Raw genomic sequence first — 17,095 nt, 5'->3', positions numbered from 1 at the left:
GCCAAGCGGTGGGTGGGTGTGGACCTTTGAGGGAGGTGCAATTTCTGGGTGTCGAGATCGGTCATGCGATGACGCGGGTGCTGGCACTCGACGTGGAAACGGCGAGTGTGACGGCCAGGGCGTCGGCGCCTCATGAATGGCTGGGGGGATTGCCGGACGGCTGCCGTGAGCAGGATCCGGGCATGTGGTTGAGGGCGGTGGATCTGGCGGTGCGGCAGGTGCTGGATGAGCTCGGGGAGCTGCGCGGATCGGTGGCGGGAATGAGTGTGACGGCGGCTCCGGGTGGGGTGGTGGTTCTGGATGAGGATGACCGGGTGATCCGCCCGGTGAAGTGGGGAGGCGACCTGTCGGCGAAAGGGGAGGCGCAGGAGATTTTGCGCGAGTTCGGCGGTGCGCCGGGCTTGATCGAGTTGACGGGGAATGCGCTGGATGCTTCGTCGATGGCGGCACAGGTGCGCTGGTTGAAGCTCCATGAACCGAAGCATTTCGAGCGTGCCCGGCGGTTGATGAGCGTGGAGGACTTCGTCGGCTACTGGCTCAGTGGAGAGACCGGGACGTCGGCGTCGACGGCGGCAACGAGTGGTTGGTTCGAGGTGCCGGAGCGGTCGTGGTCGCGGACACTGGTGGACTTCGTCGCGCCCGAGGTGGCAGCGATGTTGCCGCAGGGGCTGCCGCCATCCCAGCCACGGGGGGTACTCAGGGATGCGCTGGCATCCGCGTGGGGGCTGGAGGGTCAGGTTTGGGTCGGGCCCGGGGCGGGACAGCAGGCGGCGGCGCTGCTCGCGGCCGGGATCGCGATGCCCGAGGAGGTGATTGCGGATCTCTCGGGCGATGGGTGTCTGGCGGGACTGTCGGAGGGCACGCGGGTGGATTACCGAGGCGAGGGTGAGGTGGGTTGTGATCTTGCGGGCAACGGATTCACCCGGATGCCGATGCGCAATGTGGTGTCCGCGCCCGAAATGGTGAGGAGGCACAACGGGTGGTCGTCTGCGGATTTCGAAAAGGCCCTGTCCGAGACGGCGGCGGGGGCGGACGGACTACTATTCCTACCGTATTTGCGCGGTGAGGCGGTCCCTCGGTTGCCGGAAGCGCAGGGGCTTCTCCATGGGATCACGATGAACAACCTGACGCCCGGCAATCTGGCGCGGGCGGCGGCGGAGGGGGTGGCTCTCGGTTTCGCCTATGGCATGAGCCGGCTGCAGGACATGGGGTATGAACCTCTGGAGGTCAGGCTGACCCGGCATGCGGGTCCGGCTGGCGGGCAGCTGCTGGCGGATGCGCTGGGTGTCCCGGTGGTTGCGGTATCCGGCGGCGGTGGGCCGTTGCTGGGTGCGGCGATGCAGGCGGCGGCGGTGTGGTTCCGGGAGCAGGGTGAGGCGCTTGGCTTCGAGGAGGTCGCAGGCTACATGGTCACCGTCGACGAGGAATCGCGATGCTTGCCGGATGCGGGGAGGCATGATTTCTATCAGGAACTGATGGGACGGCAGCAGTATCTTGCGGAGGTGCTCCACGACGGGGGGTTCATGTAATGGCGAAGGGGAGTGAGATCCGCGAGAGCCGGAAGGCCACATTGCTGGGCAAGACGGCAGGGTGGTTGATGAGGCTTTGGTGCGGCACGCTCCGCATCGAGATCGATGATCGTTGTGGACTGGTGGAGATCGACGGGCCGGTGCTTTACGCGCTCTGGCACAACCGGATCTTCATCGTGCCGGCGGCATGGAAGAAGCTGTGCAGGGGCCGGCGCGAAGCGGTGGTGCTGACGAGTGCGAGTCACGATGGCGCAATGCTGGCGCGTGCGGTGGGGGTGTTCGGGATCGGTTCGGTGCGTGGATCAAGTTCCAGACGCGGGGTGGCGGCTTTGGTGGCCCTGCGCAAGGCGGTCAGGTCCGGGGTCGACTGCTGCATCACGCCGGATGGCCCGCGCGGGCCACGCTACGTGCTTCAGCCCGGCTTGGTGAAACTGGCGGAAACGAGTGGTGCGCCGGTGATTCCCATTCATGCCGAGTTTTCCTCGGTGTGGAAGTTGAAGAGTTGGGACCGCTTTCATCTGCCGAAGCCATTCAGCCGGGTGCGCGTCATTTTCGACGAGGCGCTTGCGGTTCCGCCCGGGCTTTCGGAGGATGATTTCGAAACGTGGCGCGCACGACTCGAAGCGGGTCTTCGGGCGGGTGTGGACGACTTTACAGAAGACTCATGAGCAAGGTGATCGATGGCAAGGCAGTCGCGGCGGCGGTTCTCGAAGAGTGCCGGACGGAAGTGGAATCATTGAAGGCCGATGGCATCACGCCCGGCCTGGCGGTGGTGCTGGTCGGTGAGGATCCCGCTTCCCAGGTCTATGTGGGCTCGAAGGTCCGGACCTGTGGCGATCTGGGGATTTACTCGCGTAAGATCGAGTTGCCGACGGAGACGACTCAGGAGGAGTTGCTCAAGGTGGTGGCCGACCTGAATGCGGATCCGGCGATTCACGGGATTCTCGTGCAGAGCCCGCCACCGAAGCACATCGACGAGGAGGCCGTGGTGCGGGCGCTGGATCCTCGCAAGGATGTGGACGGCTTCCACCCGGAGAATGTCGCCAAGCTGGCTCTCGAGGATCCGACGGGTTTCGTGCCCTGCACGCCGGCGGGTTGCATGCGACTGCTGAAAGAGGCGGGCGTCGAGACCTCGGGTGCCAATGCCGTGGTGATCGGCCGGAGCATGATCGTCGGCAAACCGATGGCACTGCTGCTGATGGCTCGGGGTGTGGATGCGACGGTGACCGTGGCTCATTCGCGAAGCAAGGATCTGGCCGGGATCTGCCGTGAGGCGGACATTCTCGTGGCTGCCGTCGGTCGCCCGGAAATGGTCAAGGCGGACTGGGTCAAGGAAGGTGCCGTGGTGATCGATGTGGGCATCAACCGCGTCGACGACGCTTCGAAGAAACGCGGCTATCGCCTGACCGGTGATGTGGCCTACGAAGAATGCGCGGAGAAGGCGTCGGCGATTACTCCCGTGCCGGGTGGTGTGGGGCCGATGACGATTGCAATGCTGATGAAGAACACGCTTCAGTCGGCCCGGCAGTTGGGCTGACCTGGGGTGCGGTGAGCGATCGCCGCATCGCGAACTTCCGCTGCCATCATGAGGGGGTCATTGCTCGAGCAAATCTCGCGGAGCCTGATGTTCGGCCCGGAGATGCTGCTGTTTCACGCAGTTTTCGTCGCGTGGATCGTGATCTTCCTGATCCATGTCAGGAAGGTGGCGGCGCGGCATTGGACTTCGAAGGTCCTGATGTCGCTGAGCATGTTCACCGGGATGCTGGCGCCGTTTCACTATTTTCTCCGGATGCTCTTGGTGACGCTGATGTTGTCGGGGTCGGGCGCGGTGGATCCGACGTCATGGATCGATCTCCAAGCGAATTTGACGATGGGCTGCACGGTGGTCGGGCTGACCGCGATGATTTTCCTCGGGCTCTCGACCTGGGCGTGGATGATGCCCCGGCCTGCGGATGAGGGGCGCCATTGAGGGTCCGGTGGGACCTGCCATGCCTCCGGGCATCGACGCTCGATTCGCGAGCGATTTGAAAAGCGGCTCCTGGCCCTCTTGGTGACTCGCCAAGGCGGGAAGAAGCTGGCAGACAACGGCCATGTCACGACTCGCTGCGCGCACCCACCAGATCGATGCCTCCGGGATCCGCAAGGTTTTCGACCTGGCCAAGCAATTGAAGGACCCGATCAATCTGTCGATCGGGCAACCGGATTTCGATGTGCCGGATGTCGTCAAGCAGGCGGCTCATGACGCGATCGATGCGGGCAAGAATACCTATACGCCAACCCAGGGTGTGGCGGAGTTGCGGACCCAGCTCATGGCCGAGGAGAAGGAATTCACCGGGCGTGACTGGAGCGAGCAGGAGTTCCTGGTGACCTCCGGGGTGAGTGGTGGGCTCTTTCTTGCTTTGATGGCGTTGGTTGAGGATGGCGATGAAGTGATCATCCCGGATCCGTATTTCGTGATGTACAAGCACTTGGTTCGCCTGTTCGGCGGGGTGCCGGTGTATCTCGATACGTACGACACGAATTTCGGCATCGATCCGGAGCGGCTGGACTCGCTGATCACATCGAAGACGAAGTTGCTTCTGCTGAACTCGCCGGCGAATCCGACAGGGCGGATTCTTTCCCGGGCGGAACTCGAGGGGATTGCCTCGGTATGTCGGGAGCGGGGATTGTTGGTGGTGAGCGATGAGATTTACCGACGCTTCGCCTATGTGGAAATGGTTTCCATGGCTGAGGTCCATGAAGACACGCTGGTGCTGGCGGGGCATTCGAAGGCGTATGGGATGACCGGGTGGCGGCTTGGCTACGCCTGCGGTCCGGCGGACATCATCCAGGCGATGACGAAGGTCCAGCAGTACAGCTTCGTGTGTGCTCCGGCGATGGCGCAGTTTGCGGCGCTGGCCTGCCCGCAGGTCGAGCTGGATCCATACATCGAGGACTACGAGAAGAAGCGTGACCTGATGGTTGGGATCCTCTCGGAGCATTTCGAGATCGGTCCGCCCGATGGTGCCTTCTACCTGTGGGCCAAGGCGCCGGCAGGGATGACGGGCACGGAGTTCGTTGAGAAGGCGATTGCGCGGAACGTGCTGGTCATTCCCGGTGCGGTCTTCAGCGAGCAGGACACCCATTTCCGCATCTGCTACACGGTGCCGGATGACAAGCTACGGGAGGGGGCTGAAGTGCTCTGCGAGATCGCTGCGGCGGCGGGTGGCTAGGGGTTTTGCCTCCAGCGGGTGGGGGAGACGAGGGGAGTGGGCCCCTTGGTGGGAAAGAATGGGTGGGTGGGGTCGCGTAGAGGGCCTCCGTGAACCCCATTTTTCGGTATTTCCTTCTCTTCGCTTCGTTGATTTCAGTGCTTCCTGCAGCGGCTGGGAAGAAGCCCCATGCGGTCATCGTTGTCGGCACCCATCATTACACGCCTCAGAAGTCGATGCCCGGCTTCGCCGCCGAGTTGGAGCGTCTGGGCTTCCGGACGACGGTGGTCAATCCAGCGTGGGATCCAGAGAAGGACAAGCGGGGGCTTCCGGGGCTGGAGGCGCTCAAGACGGCGGATGTTGGCGTGTTCTTCATTCGCTTCCTGAAGCTGGATGACGATCAATTGGGTCACATCACCGAGTTCGTGCAGTCGGGCAAGCCGGTGGTCGGCCTGAGAACCACGACGCATGGTTTCAACTATCCGAAGGGCCATGCCCAGGCGGAGCTGAACCATGGATTCGGTCGCAATGTGTTGGGGACGCCCTATCTCATTCATCTGAGTGGCAAGACCGAGATCGCACTGGCGAAGGGTGCGGAGAAGCACCCGATCCTGACGGGGGTTTCCGGCGAGTGGGAGTCACCGGGCACGCTCTACCTCACGAAGCTGCAGCCGGGCACCGAGCCCTTGCTGATGGGCACGGGGAGAGGCAAAACGGGCAAGCGGACGAACGCCTTCGGCACGCACGATCTGAAGGCGGAGATGACGGACGTGGTGGCGTGGACCTGGAAGAATGCGTGGGGTGGCCGGGTGTTCACCACTTCGCTGGGTCACTTGGGTGATTTCGACGTGCCCCAGTCGATGCGGGTGCTGGTGAACGGGGTGTTCTGGGCGGCGGGGCAACCCGTGCCAGAGGCCGACACGCCGGTCCGCACGCTCAATACGAAGGAAGCTGTGGCGAGGGAGGGCAGGAAGAAGCCGGCCAGGAAGGCAGAGGCAGCTCCGCCGAAGACCGGTGGACTGCCGGAGGTGCGGACTGCTGCCGATGACCTGACCCTCTTCTATGGAAACAGTTTCGTGGAGCGTCAGCAGGAAGACGGGACGCTTGAGGCGCTGCTCCATGCCGCGAATGGCGGCAAGCCGTTCAGCTTCCGCTCGCTCGCCTACAGTGCGGACGAGGTGGGCTTCCGGATCCGCCCGTCGAAGTTCGGGGATCACCTTGGCTACATTTCCAATCAACTGCCGTGCCAGCGGGTGGTCATGTGTTTCGGGATGAACGAATCATTCGCCGGTGTGGAAGGGATTCAGAAGTTCCGCAAGGATCTGAATGCGTATCTCGACATCATCATGGACCGCCATCCCGGCAGTGAGTTCGTGCTGGTGTCGCCGACGGCGGTGGAGGCCGTGGATTTCGGTCAATTTCCCGACCCCGCGGCACGCAATGCCGACATCGAACTCTACACCAACGCGATGCAGGAAGAGGCTGCGAAGAGGGATGTGAAGTTCATCGACCTCTTCACTCCGAGCAAGAAGCTGTATGCGGAGAGTGATGCGCCACTGACGAGCAACGGGATGCACCTGAACGAAGCGGGGAATCGGGCGGTTGCCCGGGTGTTCGCCGGTGAGCTTGGTTCGCGGAAAAAGGTCGATGCGGTGTCGATGGAGTCCGCTGGATTCGAGTCGCTGCGCAAGCTCGTCGCGCGCAAGGCCTACGAAGTGGCGATGGCCTACCATCCGGCCAATGGCATCCACTACTATGGAGTTCGTGGACGGGACTTCGAGTATCACACGGAGATCCCGCATCACCTGAAGCTCGCGAATCGGATCGATGAAGCGATTTGGAAGCAGGCTGCCAATCTGGAGGCCGTGGTCCCCTTGCCGGAATTGCCGACCGCGATTGCGAAGCCACCCGCCAAGCAGCCGCGCAAGGGTTTGGGCAAGATCCAGTCGTCGAAGGAGGACCTCGCGGGTTTCGAGGTGGCCGATGGATACGAGGTCAACCTGTTTGCTTCGAGTGAGGACTTCCCGGAGCTGATCAACCCCCTGCAGATCAACTTCGACTCGAAAGGTCGGCTTTGGGTGGTTTGTTTCGAGAGTTATCCGGTTCCGGTCCCCGGCACGCTGTCCAATGACAAGGTGCTGGTGTTTGAGGACACCGATGGGGACGGAAAGGCGGACAAGCGCACCGTGTTTGCCGACCATCTGAAGCTCCCCGACGGCTTCGTCTTCTACAAGGACGGCATCATTGTCTCCGTGGCCCGGCAGTTCCTGTGGCTGAGGGACACCGACGGCGATGGGGTGGCGGATGTGCGTGAGGAGATCCTGCGTGGCGCCGACGACACCGATACCCACCACGGTGGCTACCTCGAGCGCACGCCGCAGGGGCAGTTGATCATCAATGAGGCCTTGTTCCACCGCGGGCGCTTCGAGACGCCGAATGGTGTGGTCCGAACCAAGGACGCCTCGGTGCTGTTCTACGATCTGGATTCGCAGAAGCTCAGCATCGAGCGGCAGACGACCCATCCCAACCCGTGGAAGATCTCGTTCACCGAGTGGGGCGAGTCCTTCCAGATGTTCGGCGGCGGTCAGATCATTGATTGCGATTTTTACAATGTGGCGACGCCATCGGGTACTTCGGCGCTGCCATCGATGGGCATGCCATTCCGTGACGACAAGGGGTGCACGCTGGAGGTGGTCTCGAGCCCGCACTTCCCGCAGGAATGGCAGGGCGGCATGGTCACCGGACACCTGCTGGCCAAGAATGCGGTGCTCTTCACCCCACTGAAGCTCGAAGGTGGCACGTGGGTGGCGGCCGACAAGTCGATCAATCTGTTCTCGTCGGCGAACAAGGTGTTCCGTCCGACGGATCTTGGCTTCGGGCTCGATGGAGCCCTTTACGTTTCGGATTTCTACTACCCCATCATTGGTCACGCCCAGCACTCGATTCGCGATGCGAACCGCGATTACCAGAATGGCCGTATCTGGCGTGTGACCCGGAAGGGCGCTCCATTGGCGACGCCACCGACGATCGATGGTGCGGACCTGAAGTCGCTCTTCGGCCTGCTCAGTCATCCGCAGATCCGGGTTCAGGAGTTGGCGCGCGAGGAGCTCGAAAGACGGCCGGATGCGGAGGTGCTGGCCCATGCCAGGACGCTCGTGAGCGATGGCATGAAAGACGGGAAGCTGGGCCTCGAGTTGCTCTGGCTGTTCGAGCGCTGCAAGGATTTTTCCCAGCCTGGGTTGCTCCGCGCGCTGATGGACTCCGATGAGCTTCCGGTCCAGCGGGCGGCCGCGCGGTCGATCCGGTGGTGGGCTCCGTCACTGGGTGAGGAAGCTCAAACCATGGCTTCGCGTCTTCTGAAGTCCGACGACGATCGAACGAAGATCGCCGTGATCTCGGCGGCGAGTCATCTGCACGCGCTCGCTCCATTCTGGACGGAGTTGATCGACGGGGCGGAAGCGCCACCCGGCACTCCCTTGGATCGGGTGATCAAGTTGGCCCAACTTCATGGTCGCCAGCCGCTTCGGCCTGAGTTTCCCATCCTGACCGTGGCGTCCGACACCTTGCTGACCGGCTGGATCCAGAACAAGAAGGAGAAGGGTGGCTCGATCTACGTGAAGTCCGATGAGGCGAAGGACCTGGTGCTCAACTATGCGGGGGATCCGAACCTGAACATCACCTTCAATGGGGTGCCCGTGCGACAATCCCGCGGCAATACGCACGCGAAGAGCGGTCAGCTGAACTTGAGTTTCACCAAAGGCTTGAACCTGATCAGGACGAGCTCCAGTTCGGCGGGCTCGCGCCGACCGGTTGTCGCCAAGCTCAGCCTTGCCGATCAGACCGGCAAGAAGCCGAAGGGGATCCACTTTGCGAAGAACCCTGCCGAGCATCAGAAGTGGGCGAAAGCCTACGACGAGGAGTTCGCGACGGTGACGGACAAGCACATCTATCTGAAGACAATCCCCGCAGCGCTCGAGTTCAACGTGAAGAGCTTCACGGTGAAGGCGGGCAAGACGTATGACTTCATCTTCGATAATGTGGATCACATGCTCCACAATGTGGTGATCACGAAGCCGGGGCAGGAGGCGGCGGTGGGGGCCTTGGCCGATGCGATGGCATCGCAGGCGGACGCCATGGAAAAGCACTACATTCCGGAGTCCGACCTGATTCTCTTCGCCACGCCTCAGGTGCCTTACGGCGAGAAGGTGACGATGAAGTTCACCACTCCCGAGAAGCCCGGCAAGTATCCCTTCATCTGCACTTTCCCGGGCCACTGGCGCCTGATGAAGGGGGTCATGATCGTGGAGTGATGAGGGGCGTCCGTTTTTCACCCGGGGGCGGATGGATGCGTCTGGGTGTCGGGCCACCGACCCGTCGTGCGGGATTCACACGCGCCGGATCTTTCCGGATGCGGTGCGGGGAAGGTGGTCGACGGGCTTGAAGCGCAGCGGCACCTTGTAAGCGGAGAGGTGTTCGCGACAGTAGCGTTGGAGTGCGATTGCCTTGGGTGGGTTGGCGGGGTCGCGCGGGATGATTTCCGCGATGGGAATCTGTCCGGTGTGCGGGTGGTCCTTGCCGACGACCCGGCTGGCCTCGACCTCGGGATGAAGGTTGAGGACGGACTCCACTTCCTCGGGAAACACCTTCATGCCGGCGACATTGATGACCGACTTGCTGCGGCCGACGAGGGTCAGAAGTCCGTCGGAGTGGCGGACGACAAGATCGCCGCTGGCGAAGTAGCCGTCACGCAGTGGTGCCGGATCCCATGGCACAAGGTAGGCGTCCAACAGGCCCGGGCCGCGGATATGAAACTCGCCTGCTTCGCCCTCGGCGACCGGGTTTCCCGATGGATCGAGCAAGGCGACTTCATAGGCGGGCAGGGCGCGACCGATGGCTGTCGGGGTGGATGCGGCGTCCTCCAGATTGAGAACCGAAAGTCCGACCTCGATGATGCCGAGTCCCTGGACGAGGGCTTGATCGAAACGTTGCTCGAATGCCCGTGCGGTGGCCTCCGGGAGGGCGGCGGCGGTGGCGACGGCGAGTCGCAGCGATGGCCAACGGAAGCTGCCGGTATCCGCGCCGAGCATGGCGTAGTGGAAGGGAGCGCCATACATGACGGTGGCCTCGTGGGCCTCCGCGGCAGCAAGGATGTCTTCCCGGGCGGGCGAGGGTTCCAGCACGGTGACGGCGCCCGCATACAGGTAGAGTACGATGGAGACGGCGAAATGGTGGGCGAGTGGAAGCATCCACAGGACCTTGTCGTCGGGGCCGATCTTCAATCCTTCGTTCGCTGCGGTGATCCGGGCGAGGAGGGTTTCGTGGGAGAGGACGACGCCCTTGCTGGTCCCGGTGGTCCCTGAGGAGAAGCGGATGAATGCGGGGTTGAGCGCCTGGAAGTCGTCTTCGGGGAATGCGGGAGGCTTGGTCTTGAGGCGCTTCAAGACGTGCCCTCCATGATCCGGTTTGCCATCCAGCGTGAAATCGAGGGAGGTGGTGTGGGTGATCTCTTCGCGCTCTTCGGCGGTGAGTTCCTCGGCGAGTGGGACGAGGCAGGCGTCGGCAAGCAGGATGCCCATGGCCAGGATGATGTAGTCCAACCCGTCCGGGCAATGCAGGCCGATGCGCGGATGGCGCTGAAGCGGGCGGGCGGCGTTGCGAATCTCAGCGGCGACTTCGGATGCGCCGTCAAACAACTCGCCATAGGTCACCGAGCGGCCTCCGCTGATGACGGCGACGGCGTCGCTCGGGTGACGACGTGATATTTCTTCGATGAGATTCATGAAACAACGGGAAGTCCGGCTCCCAGATCGGTGAGGAGTTGCTGGCGGAGGGTCGTGAGCTCCGCGGGGTCAAGTGCGCCCTCCCGCCACGACAGGGTGCAGCTCAGTCGCTTGTTCTTTTCCGAGAAAAAGATGCCGACGCCCGGTGGCGTGGAGACGGTGGGGATGTGGTAGGCATTCAGAATGCGGTGACCGAAGAGTGCATCGGTACCGCTGGCGAACTCGCCGATGTGCGAGTGGAAGAGGGAACAGATCTCGCCCTTCAGGTAGTGTTTGATGGGCAGCAGGTAGAACCTGGACGGACAGCGCTCGTTGAGTTTGGTGAGTGCATCCATCGCGGTGTGGAGTTTCCGCTTCCGGAAGGACCCGTAGCTGCGGAACAGCGACTTGGTTGCCTGGGTGAGGTCGGTGAGTGAGGACTTTTCCAACAAGAGTGACCAGGCGGTCATGTGGTTGTAGAAGAGCGGACGTTTGGCGGGATCGTTGACGCGCTGGATCGGCAGGGAAAGGAGGATGGATGCGGAGGGTTCATCGCGGCCGGCGAGGACAGCCGCGACGGCCCGGGCCGAGGCGGCGCCGAAATACGGTGTCGATAGTAATTCCCCCACGGAGCCGGCCATCTTTGCGTGGATGGCGGCGCTGGTATCGAGGTCGAAATCGATCACCTCGAAGCAGGCGGTGCCGGGATGCCGGGATGGTCGGTGGAGCGAGCGGATGTTCGATGCGGGGAACGTCCGCATTTCCTCGATCATCGGGTGGGCGGTCTTCCAGAGTTCGGACGGGTTGCCGGAGGCGCGGTTGGTTTCCCCCCAGTCCTCCCGGGGAGTGTCGTCGGTGGAATCGAGTTCGCTGATGAGCTTGTCGATGCCGATCCCGTCGAAGAGGGAGTGGGGCCAGAGCAGGATGAGGAAGTGTCGGTGGTCCACTTCCAGAATGTGGACTTCAAGGTTCGGTCCGGGGCGGAAGATGTCGATCGAGTTCCCGTTGATCAGACGTGAGACGAGTGCGGCCAGGGCTTCTCCGACATGGAAGTGCAGGGGGACCGGGGCAGCGGGCCCCGCGGTCCAGGCGGCAATGAAGGTGAGGGGCGACCGGCGAAGGTGGGCGTGGAGAAGCGGGTGTCGCCAGCCCATCGCCTCGGTGGCCCGGGTGACGGCCTCCCGGTCCGGTGGTCCGTCGAGCTCGAGGACCGTGGCGGACAGGTGGGCGCCCTGGCCGGACCGGCGCATGAGCGATTCGAGGCCGAGCAGGAAAGCGTCGCTGGTGGTGGCGTGGGGCAAGGCGCGGTTAGCGTTTGGATTCGATGAGGGCCACGATCTTCGGTGCGGTCTGGAAGTTTTCCTTGGAGAGATCGGCGGGTTCGAGGACGACGTCGAAGTGGTCCTCGATGTGGAGGAGCAGCTGCATGATGGCCATCGAGTCCAGGCCGGCCTCGAACAGGTCGGTCTCGGAGGTCAGTGTCTCCGGTGAGTCCAGTATTTCGGTCTGAATGATTTCCAGTATCTTGGTTTCCATGGTGGGTGGAATTAGAAGTCGAGTTTGGTGGCGGTTTCGTAGCCGAGGTCGTAGCAGGTGGGTGCCAGTCGGTTTGACAGGAGACCGGGGAAGGGGGTGGTGGACGTGGCTTCGATCACGCGTTTTCCCTTTTGTGCGGCGAGGTCTCCCCGCATGCGGTGGAGTTCGTTGCAGGCGGTGTGGTGGGACATGCTGATGACGTTGGAGACGGTTTCCCAGTTCACATTCGGCTGGCTGCCTTCTTCATGGCGGATGCGGTGGATGAGAATGGTGTCGATGTCAGGGTCATCGATGAACTGTTCGTAGGGAAACTCAGCGGCGATGCCTCCGTCGAGGAAGCGATCGTCGCCGATCTGTTGGATGGTGAACAGGGCGGGCACGGCACAGGAGGCCATGATGGTCTCGGCGAGGGGGCCGGACCGCTTGATCTCGGAAATGCCTTTGGTGAGGTTGGTCACGGCGATATCGAGGGGAAGCTCGGAAATGTCGCGCTCGCCAAGCAGCTTGCGCAGGTGGTGGACGGTTCGTTTTCCGGAAAATATGCCGGTCGACCAGAACGAGGTGGCCACGCCGGGGAGTCTCCAGAGGAAACCGAGGTCGAAAAACGAGCGTCGCAGTCGGGGGTCGAGGGCGGCGTCTTTCAGGGCATCGCCGCGCAATCCGCAGGTGTGGAAGGCCCCGGCGAGGGCCCCGGCGGAGCAGCCGGCGATGCGTGCGGGGTCGAATCCACGGGCATCGAGGGCATTGAGGAAGCCTGCATGGGCGTACACGCCGAGAAAGGACGAACTCAGGATGACGGCCGTTCGGGCGGGGTCGGGAGGGTGGGTGGAGGGCTCGTTCATCAAGGCTGCGGGGGGAGTTTGTGAGATTTCGGTTTTCACATGCAAGGATGGGGGTGAAATTGGCGCCGGATGACTGCAGTCAATATCAAGACGGGGAGCGAGAAACTGATCAAAGTGCTCGATGGGGCGTCGGCGCACCTGCGTGGCCTGCTTGAGAAGCAGGGTAGGCCGGACGGCGGTCTGAGGATCGCGGTGATCGGCGGGGGGTGTAGCGGGTTGCAGTACAAGATGGATCTGGTGGATGGCCCGAGGGATCGTGACATCGTGGTGCCGAGTAATGGCGTGCAGGTGGTGATCGACCCGAAAAGCGCGCTTTTTGTGAGCGGCAGCGAATTGGACTATTCCGACGACCTTCAGCAGGGCGGCTTCAAGGTGAGCAACCCGAACGCGGTGGTGACCTGCTCGTGCGGGGAGAGCTTTGCGGCGTGATGGACGCGTTTGACTGTCTGGGGCTGGAGCGGCGGCTTTCGCTCGATGATGACGAAATTTCCGCGGCTTTCCGTGCGAAGGGAAAGCTCTGTCACCCGGATTCCGGGGGCTCGGTCGCAGCTTTCGAGTCACTGGAGGCGGCTTCGCAGACCTTGAAGGATCCGGGCCGGCGGCTGAAGCACTGGCTGGAACTGGAGAACCGACCGGGCGACCTGCGGGGCTCGGTAAGCTCGGAATTGATGTCGCTTTTCACCGAGCTGGGGGAGTTGCTGCAGCAGGCGGATGCGCTCATTCGTGAGCGGGAGGCGGCTGGCAGTGCGCTTGCGAAGGCAATGCTTGAAGCACGCACCCAGAGTGTGCGTGACGGGCTTGAGGACATCACCGGCAAGCTGGATGCCTTGGTGGCATCCCGGGTGGCAGGCTTCGAGGCGGTGGAGTCCGGAGCGGCGGACGGGTGGGAAGTCGCCCGCGACCTGGCCTTTCTATCGAAGTGGCAGGGCCAGGTGCGCGAGCGCTTTGCGAGCCTGTGGTAGGCCTTACTTGTCCTCGCTTCCAATGAATCGATAGACGACCGCACCGAGGACGCCGCCGATGATGGGAGCGACCCAGAAGAGCCAGAGTTGGGAGATGGCCCACCCACCGGCGAACAGGGCGACACCTGTGCTGCGTGCCGGGTTCACCGAGGTGTTGGTGACCGGAATGCTGATCAGGTGAATGAGGGTCAGGCCGAGACCGATGGCGATGGGAGCGAGTCCGGCGGGGGCGCGCTTGTCGGTCGATCCGAGGATGATGACGAGGAACATCATCGTCATGACGATTTCGCAGATGAGCGCCGCCGTCATGGAATACTTGTCGGGTGAGTGTTCTCCGTAGCCGTTCGAGGCGAAGCCTCCGGAGACGACGAATCCGGCATTGCCACTCGCGATGACGTAGAGGACGCCGCCGGCAAGGATGGCACCAAGCACCTGGGAGATGATGTAGGGGCCGAGTTCCTTGGCTTCGAACCGTCCACCCGCCCACAGGCCGATCGAGACGGCGGGGTTCAGGTGGCACCCGGAAATGTGACCGATCGCAAAGGCCATGGTTAGAACGGTCAGGCCAAAGGCGAGTGCCACGCCGAGGTGGCCGATCCCGACATCGGGATAGGCAGCCGAGATGACCGCGCTGCCGCAGCCACCGAGAACAAGCCAGAAGGTTCCAATGAATTCCGCGCCGTACTTTTTCATGATGATGTGTTTTTGGTTGGGGGATGGCCCGGAGATCCGCTCGTGGCGGAGCCGTATGTTCCGAGCAGTAAGCCTAACCAATCAGAACCTCCATGCGGGGGCAAGGATTCAGAGAGGGCGCCTCGCCGGGGCCGCCCGGACCCAGGGGAGTGGATGGAATCTCCCGAGCGAGGCTGGAGCAGGGCGAACCGGTGGCAGGTTCCTTGAGAGTTGGTTGAATCAAGGAAGGTCCACTTCGACTCGAAGGAATCGGCGGGAGAACTCACCGATGGCGAGTGGGTCGGTCAGGCGGCAGCGCTCGCGGACGCTGTCGATGGGGCCGATCACTTCGACTGCCGCCCCGGTGTCCTTCCAACCGAAGTCGAGTCGGCTGGAGGACTGGAGTCGGAAGACGAGGTCAGTGCCGATCTTGCGATCAAACTCGAAGGCGAGATGGCGTTCCCCCTCAAGCATGATGTATCGCATCTCCGGGGCTCCTTCGATGGAGGAAATGTTCATGTCCATGCCGCACGCGAACTCGATGATCCGGGGGATGCCATCCCCGTCGTCATCGACTTCGGGTCCGGAGATCTCGGGGTCGAGACGTTCGGCCGGAGTGAAGTGGTCGACGACCCAGCGTTCGTAGTCGCTGACGATCCGGAACGAGGCGGTGGCCGTGGACCAAGGGCCGTAGCCAAAGCGGCTGTCACGGGCACGGATGCGCCACAGCCAGCCGCCCGCACGGATGGATTCGATGCCGGCGAGTTGGTCGAGAGGCAAACCCACCAGATGGCCGGCTTCGTCGGGAACTCCACTGACGGTGATGCCTTCCACCGTGACGAGCGGTGAGCTGAAGTCGCCGTCGTCATCGATCTCGAGGTGGTAGTCGAGGATCGAGTCTCCGGGGTCGGGGTCGTCGGTGGTTCGCCAGATCAGGAGTTCGGTCAAGCTGTAGAGGGTGCCGCCATTGAGTGGTGTCACGGGCTGCACTTCGTTCGGCGGGTTGTTGATCTCATTGACGGCAAAGCTTGCCACTGAAGACCAGGGCCCGGTGTCATCGCCATCATCCGCGCGGCAGCGCCACCAGTAGAAGGCATTGTCGGGGAGATTGACGTCGACCCGCCACGAGGTGGTAGTGCTGCCGGAAGCGACCGCGGGGACCTGGGCAACAAGCTGGGTAAGTGCGGCATCGGCATATACTTCAAAGCGGTAGGTTAGTGGATCGCTTTGCGGATCGACGGCATTCACGGTGGTGAGGATGGGTCGTAGTTCGGGAACGATGTTCTGGTCGATCGGGGAAAGTGGGGACGGAGCGCCCGGTGGTTCTTCCCCGATGCCGATGCTGTCGATCAGGATGTTCGAGGTGGGCTGGTTGTTGCTTCCCGAGGTGACGAAGCTGAGACGTACCTGCTGGCCCATCCACGGGGCGAGGGACACCTGCAGGAACCTCCAGTCGGGTTGGTCGTAGGTGTAGTTCAGGTTGAGGCTGCTCAGGTCACCCCACGTGAGTCCGCCGTCGGTCGAGAGCTGGACCCGGAACCATGATTGATAGGCGAGATTGCCACGAAGGAAGAAGCTGAGCTTGGGGTCGACCGCACTGGTGAGATCGAGCTCGTGGGCAAGGACGAGGCGCTGTTCACAACTGGGAGCATAGCGTCCTTCCGGGGTGTCATGCAGGCAACCGGAACCTTCCCTCGGGTCATCGTTGACGGTGGCCCAGCGGCTGTTGAGCCACAGGCCGGACTCGGATTCGAAGCCGTCCCAGACCGGATAGATCGGTGCGTTCGGGTTCTCTCCGATGCTCAGGTCGTCGATGGTCCAGCCGTCGGCCACATTTCCATCGGTGGCCCGGCGGAACCGGATGAAAAGTCGTTCTTGATTCTTCCATTTCGAGAGGTCGATCGCCTGTTGTCTCCATTCCGTACGGATTCCGGTGACTCCGTACAGGGCGTTCCCCCAAGAGGTGCCGTCGGTAGAGAACTCGATCCGTCCCCACGAACCGCCTGCAAAGGCGTGCTTGTCCCAGAAGCGGAGGACCGGCCAGTTCATGCCGGCGAGATTGACGGCGAACTGGGCGGTGGTGTCGGTGGAGGCAAGGTAGTCTCCGGGAGAATCGACGAGCGCCATGCCCCCGCCACGGCCGACGCCCTCGAAGACCTGCCACTCTCCGGTCACGGTCCATCCGTCGAACCCGGACTCGAAGTCATCCTCGAGAGGAATCGGCAGGCCGAGGGTGGTTGCGGTCATCAGGCCCGAGGGACTGTGGGTGTCCCGATCGTCGACCGTGAAAACCTTGTAGTAGTAGGTCGTGCGGGTGGACAGCCCGGTATCGATGTAGCTGTCCGTGGTCGCTTGATCGAACTCTGCGATGAGGGGGGATGCGGTGGTGACCGTGCTGGTTGTACTACGGTAGATCCGGTAGCGGGTGAAACCAGGCAGGGTGGAAGGAGTCCAGTTGAGACGCATTGAGGTGGTCCCGATCTGGTCGATCGGCAGGGCCAGAACGGCTTCGGGCATCTCGGCGATGGTGAGTTTGTCGAGACGAACGAGGGCCTCGGGGGCGTGTCCGCTGACGCTCACGTTGAAGCGCAGTCTAACGGACTG

Annotated in this window: 13 protein-coding genes and 1 pseudogene; 8 read left to right on the top strand and 6 right to left on the bottom strand. The window is 62.7% G+C overall.

The annotated features are described in order from the left end of the window. The first annotated feature begins 35 nt into the window (after positions 1 to 35). From JIN81_RS13770 to JIN81_RS13745, 6 genes are all read left to right on the top strand, one after another. Positions 36 to 1,529, top strand: coding sequence for an FGGY family carbohydrate kinase (locus JIN81_RS13770; RefSeq protein ID WP_200280796.1), 1,494 nt, complete (start codon positions 36 to 38; stop codon positions 1,527 to 1,529). Beyond that, positions 1,529 to 2,197 (top strand): lysophospholipid acyltransferase family protein, encoded by a 669-nt coding sequence (locus JIN81_RS13765; RefSeq protein ID WP_200280793.1) that lies wholly within the window; start codon positions 1,529 to 1,531, stop codon positions 2,195 to 2,197. The genes JIN81_RS13770 and JIN81_RS13765 overlap by 1 nt, the downstream gene beginning before the upstream one ends. Beyond that, entirely contained in the window at positions 2,194 to 3,066 is an 873-nt protein-coding gene (folD, locus tag JIN81_RS13760) for a bifunctional methylenetetrahydrofolate dehydrogenase/methenyltetrahydrofolate cyclohydrolase FolD (RefSeq protein WP_200280791.1), read from the top strand. The genes JIN81_RS13765 and folD overlap by 4 nt, the downstream gene beginning before the upstream one ends. A 48-nt stretch (positions 3,067 to 3,114) precedes the next feature. Then, entirely contained in the window at positions 3,115 to 3,498 is a 384-nt protein-coding gene (locus JIN81_RS13755) for a hypothetical protein (RefSeq protein WP_200280789.1), read from the top strand. Positions 3,499 to 3,619: 121 nt separating this feature from the next. After that, positions 3,620 to 4,741, top strand: a complete 1,122-nt coding sequence (locus JIN81_RS13750) for a pyridoxal phosphate-dependent aminotransferase (RefSeq protein WP_200280787.1) — start codon at positions 3,620 to 3,622, stop codon at positions 4,739 to 4,741. An 89-nt stretch (positions 4,742 to 4,830) separates the two neighbouring features. Beyond that, entirely contained in the window at positions 4,831 to 9,030 is a 4,200-nt protein-coding gene (locus JIN81_RS13745) for a DUF7133 domain-containing protein (RefSeq protein WP_200280785.1), read from the top strand. A 75-nt stretch (positions 9,031 to 9,105) separates the two neighbouring features. Here JIN81_RS13745 and JIN81_RS13740 read toward each other — a convergent pair whose 3' ends face one another. Genes JIN81_RS13740 through JIN81_RS13725 form a run of 4 tightly spaced genes read right to left on the bottom strand, consistent with a single transcriptional unit; the run spans position 9,106 to position 12,857 of the window. Beyond that, entirely contained in the window at positions 9,106 to 10,500 is a 1,395-nt protein-coding gene (locus JIN81_RS13740; protein ID WP_200280783.1) for a class I adenylate-forming enzyme family protein, read from the bottom strand. After that, positions 10,497 to 11,780 carry a condensation domain-containing protein gene (locus JIN81_RS13735; protein WP_200280781.1) on the bottom strand — a complete coding sequence of 428 codons (1,284 nt, stop codon included), beginning with the start codon at positions 11,778 to 11,780 and terminating at the stop codon, positions 10,497 to 10,499. The genes JIN81_RS13740 and JIN81_RS13735 overlap by 4 nt, the downstream gene beginning before the upstream one ends. A 7-nt stretch (positions 11,781 to 11,787) precedes the next feature. Then, positions 11,788 to 12,015, bottom strand: a complete 228-nt coding sequence (locus JIN81_RS13730) for an acyl carrier protein (RefSeq protein WP_200280779.1) — start codon at positions 12,013 to 12,015, stop codon at positions 11,788 to 11,790. An 11-nt stretch (positions 12,016 to 12,026) separates the two neighbouring features. After that, a complete protein-coding gene (locus JIN81_RS13725; protein ID WP_200280776.1) occupies positions 12,027 to 12,857 on the bottom strand; it encodes a patatin-like phospholipase family protein in 831 nt (276 codons plus the stop codon). A gap of 69 nt (positions 12,858 to 12,926) precedes the next feature. On the opposite strand from JIN81_RS13725, the gene JIN81_RS13720 reads away from it, so the two are divergent. Both JIN81_RS13720 and JIN81_RS13715 read left to right on the top strand, forming a co-directional pair. Then, positions 12,927 to 13,286: a HesB/IscA family protein gene (locus JIN81_RS13720; RefSeq protein ID WP_200280773.1), complete on the top strand. Its 360-nt coding sequence runs from the start codon at positions 12,927 to 12,929 to the stop codon at positions 13,284 to 13,286. After that, positions 13,286 to 13,819: a DnaJ domain-containing protein gene (locus JIN81_RS13715; protein WP_234044943.1), complete on the top strand. Its 534-nt coding sequence runs from the start codon at positions 13,286 to 13,288 to the stop codon at positions 13,817 to 13,819. The genes JIN81_RS13720 and JIN81_RS13715 overlap by 1 nt, the downstream gene beginning before the upstream one ends. Before the next feature lie 3 nt (positions 13,820 to 13,822). Here JIN81_RS13715 and aqpZ read toward each other — a convergent pair whose 3' ends face one another. After that, complete coding sequence (gene aqpZ / locus JIN81_RS13710; protein WP_200280767.1) at positions 13,823 to 14,512, bottom strand: aquaporin Z; 690 nt, start codon at positions 14,510 to 14,512, stop codon at positions 13,823 to 13,825. Between the two features lie 219 nt (positions 14,513 to 14,731). Beyond that, positions 14,732 to 17,095, bottom strand: a pseudogene (locus JIN81_RS13705) (fibronectin type III domain-containing protein); the annotation flags it as partial.

Source organism: Haloferula rosea, from assembly GCF_016595525.1.
Classification (GTDB): Bacteria; Verrucomicrobiota; Verrucomicrobiia; order Verrucomicrobiales; family Akkermansiaceae; genus Haloferula; species Haloferula rosea.
Note: the sequence above shows the minus strand (reverse complement) of the source record. Positions and strands in the feature narration are given on the sequence as shown.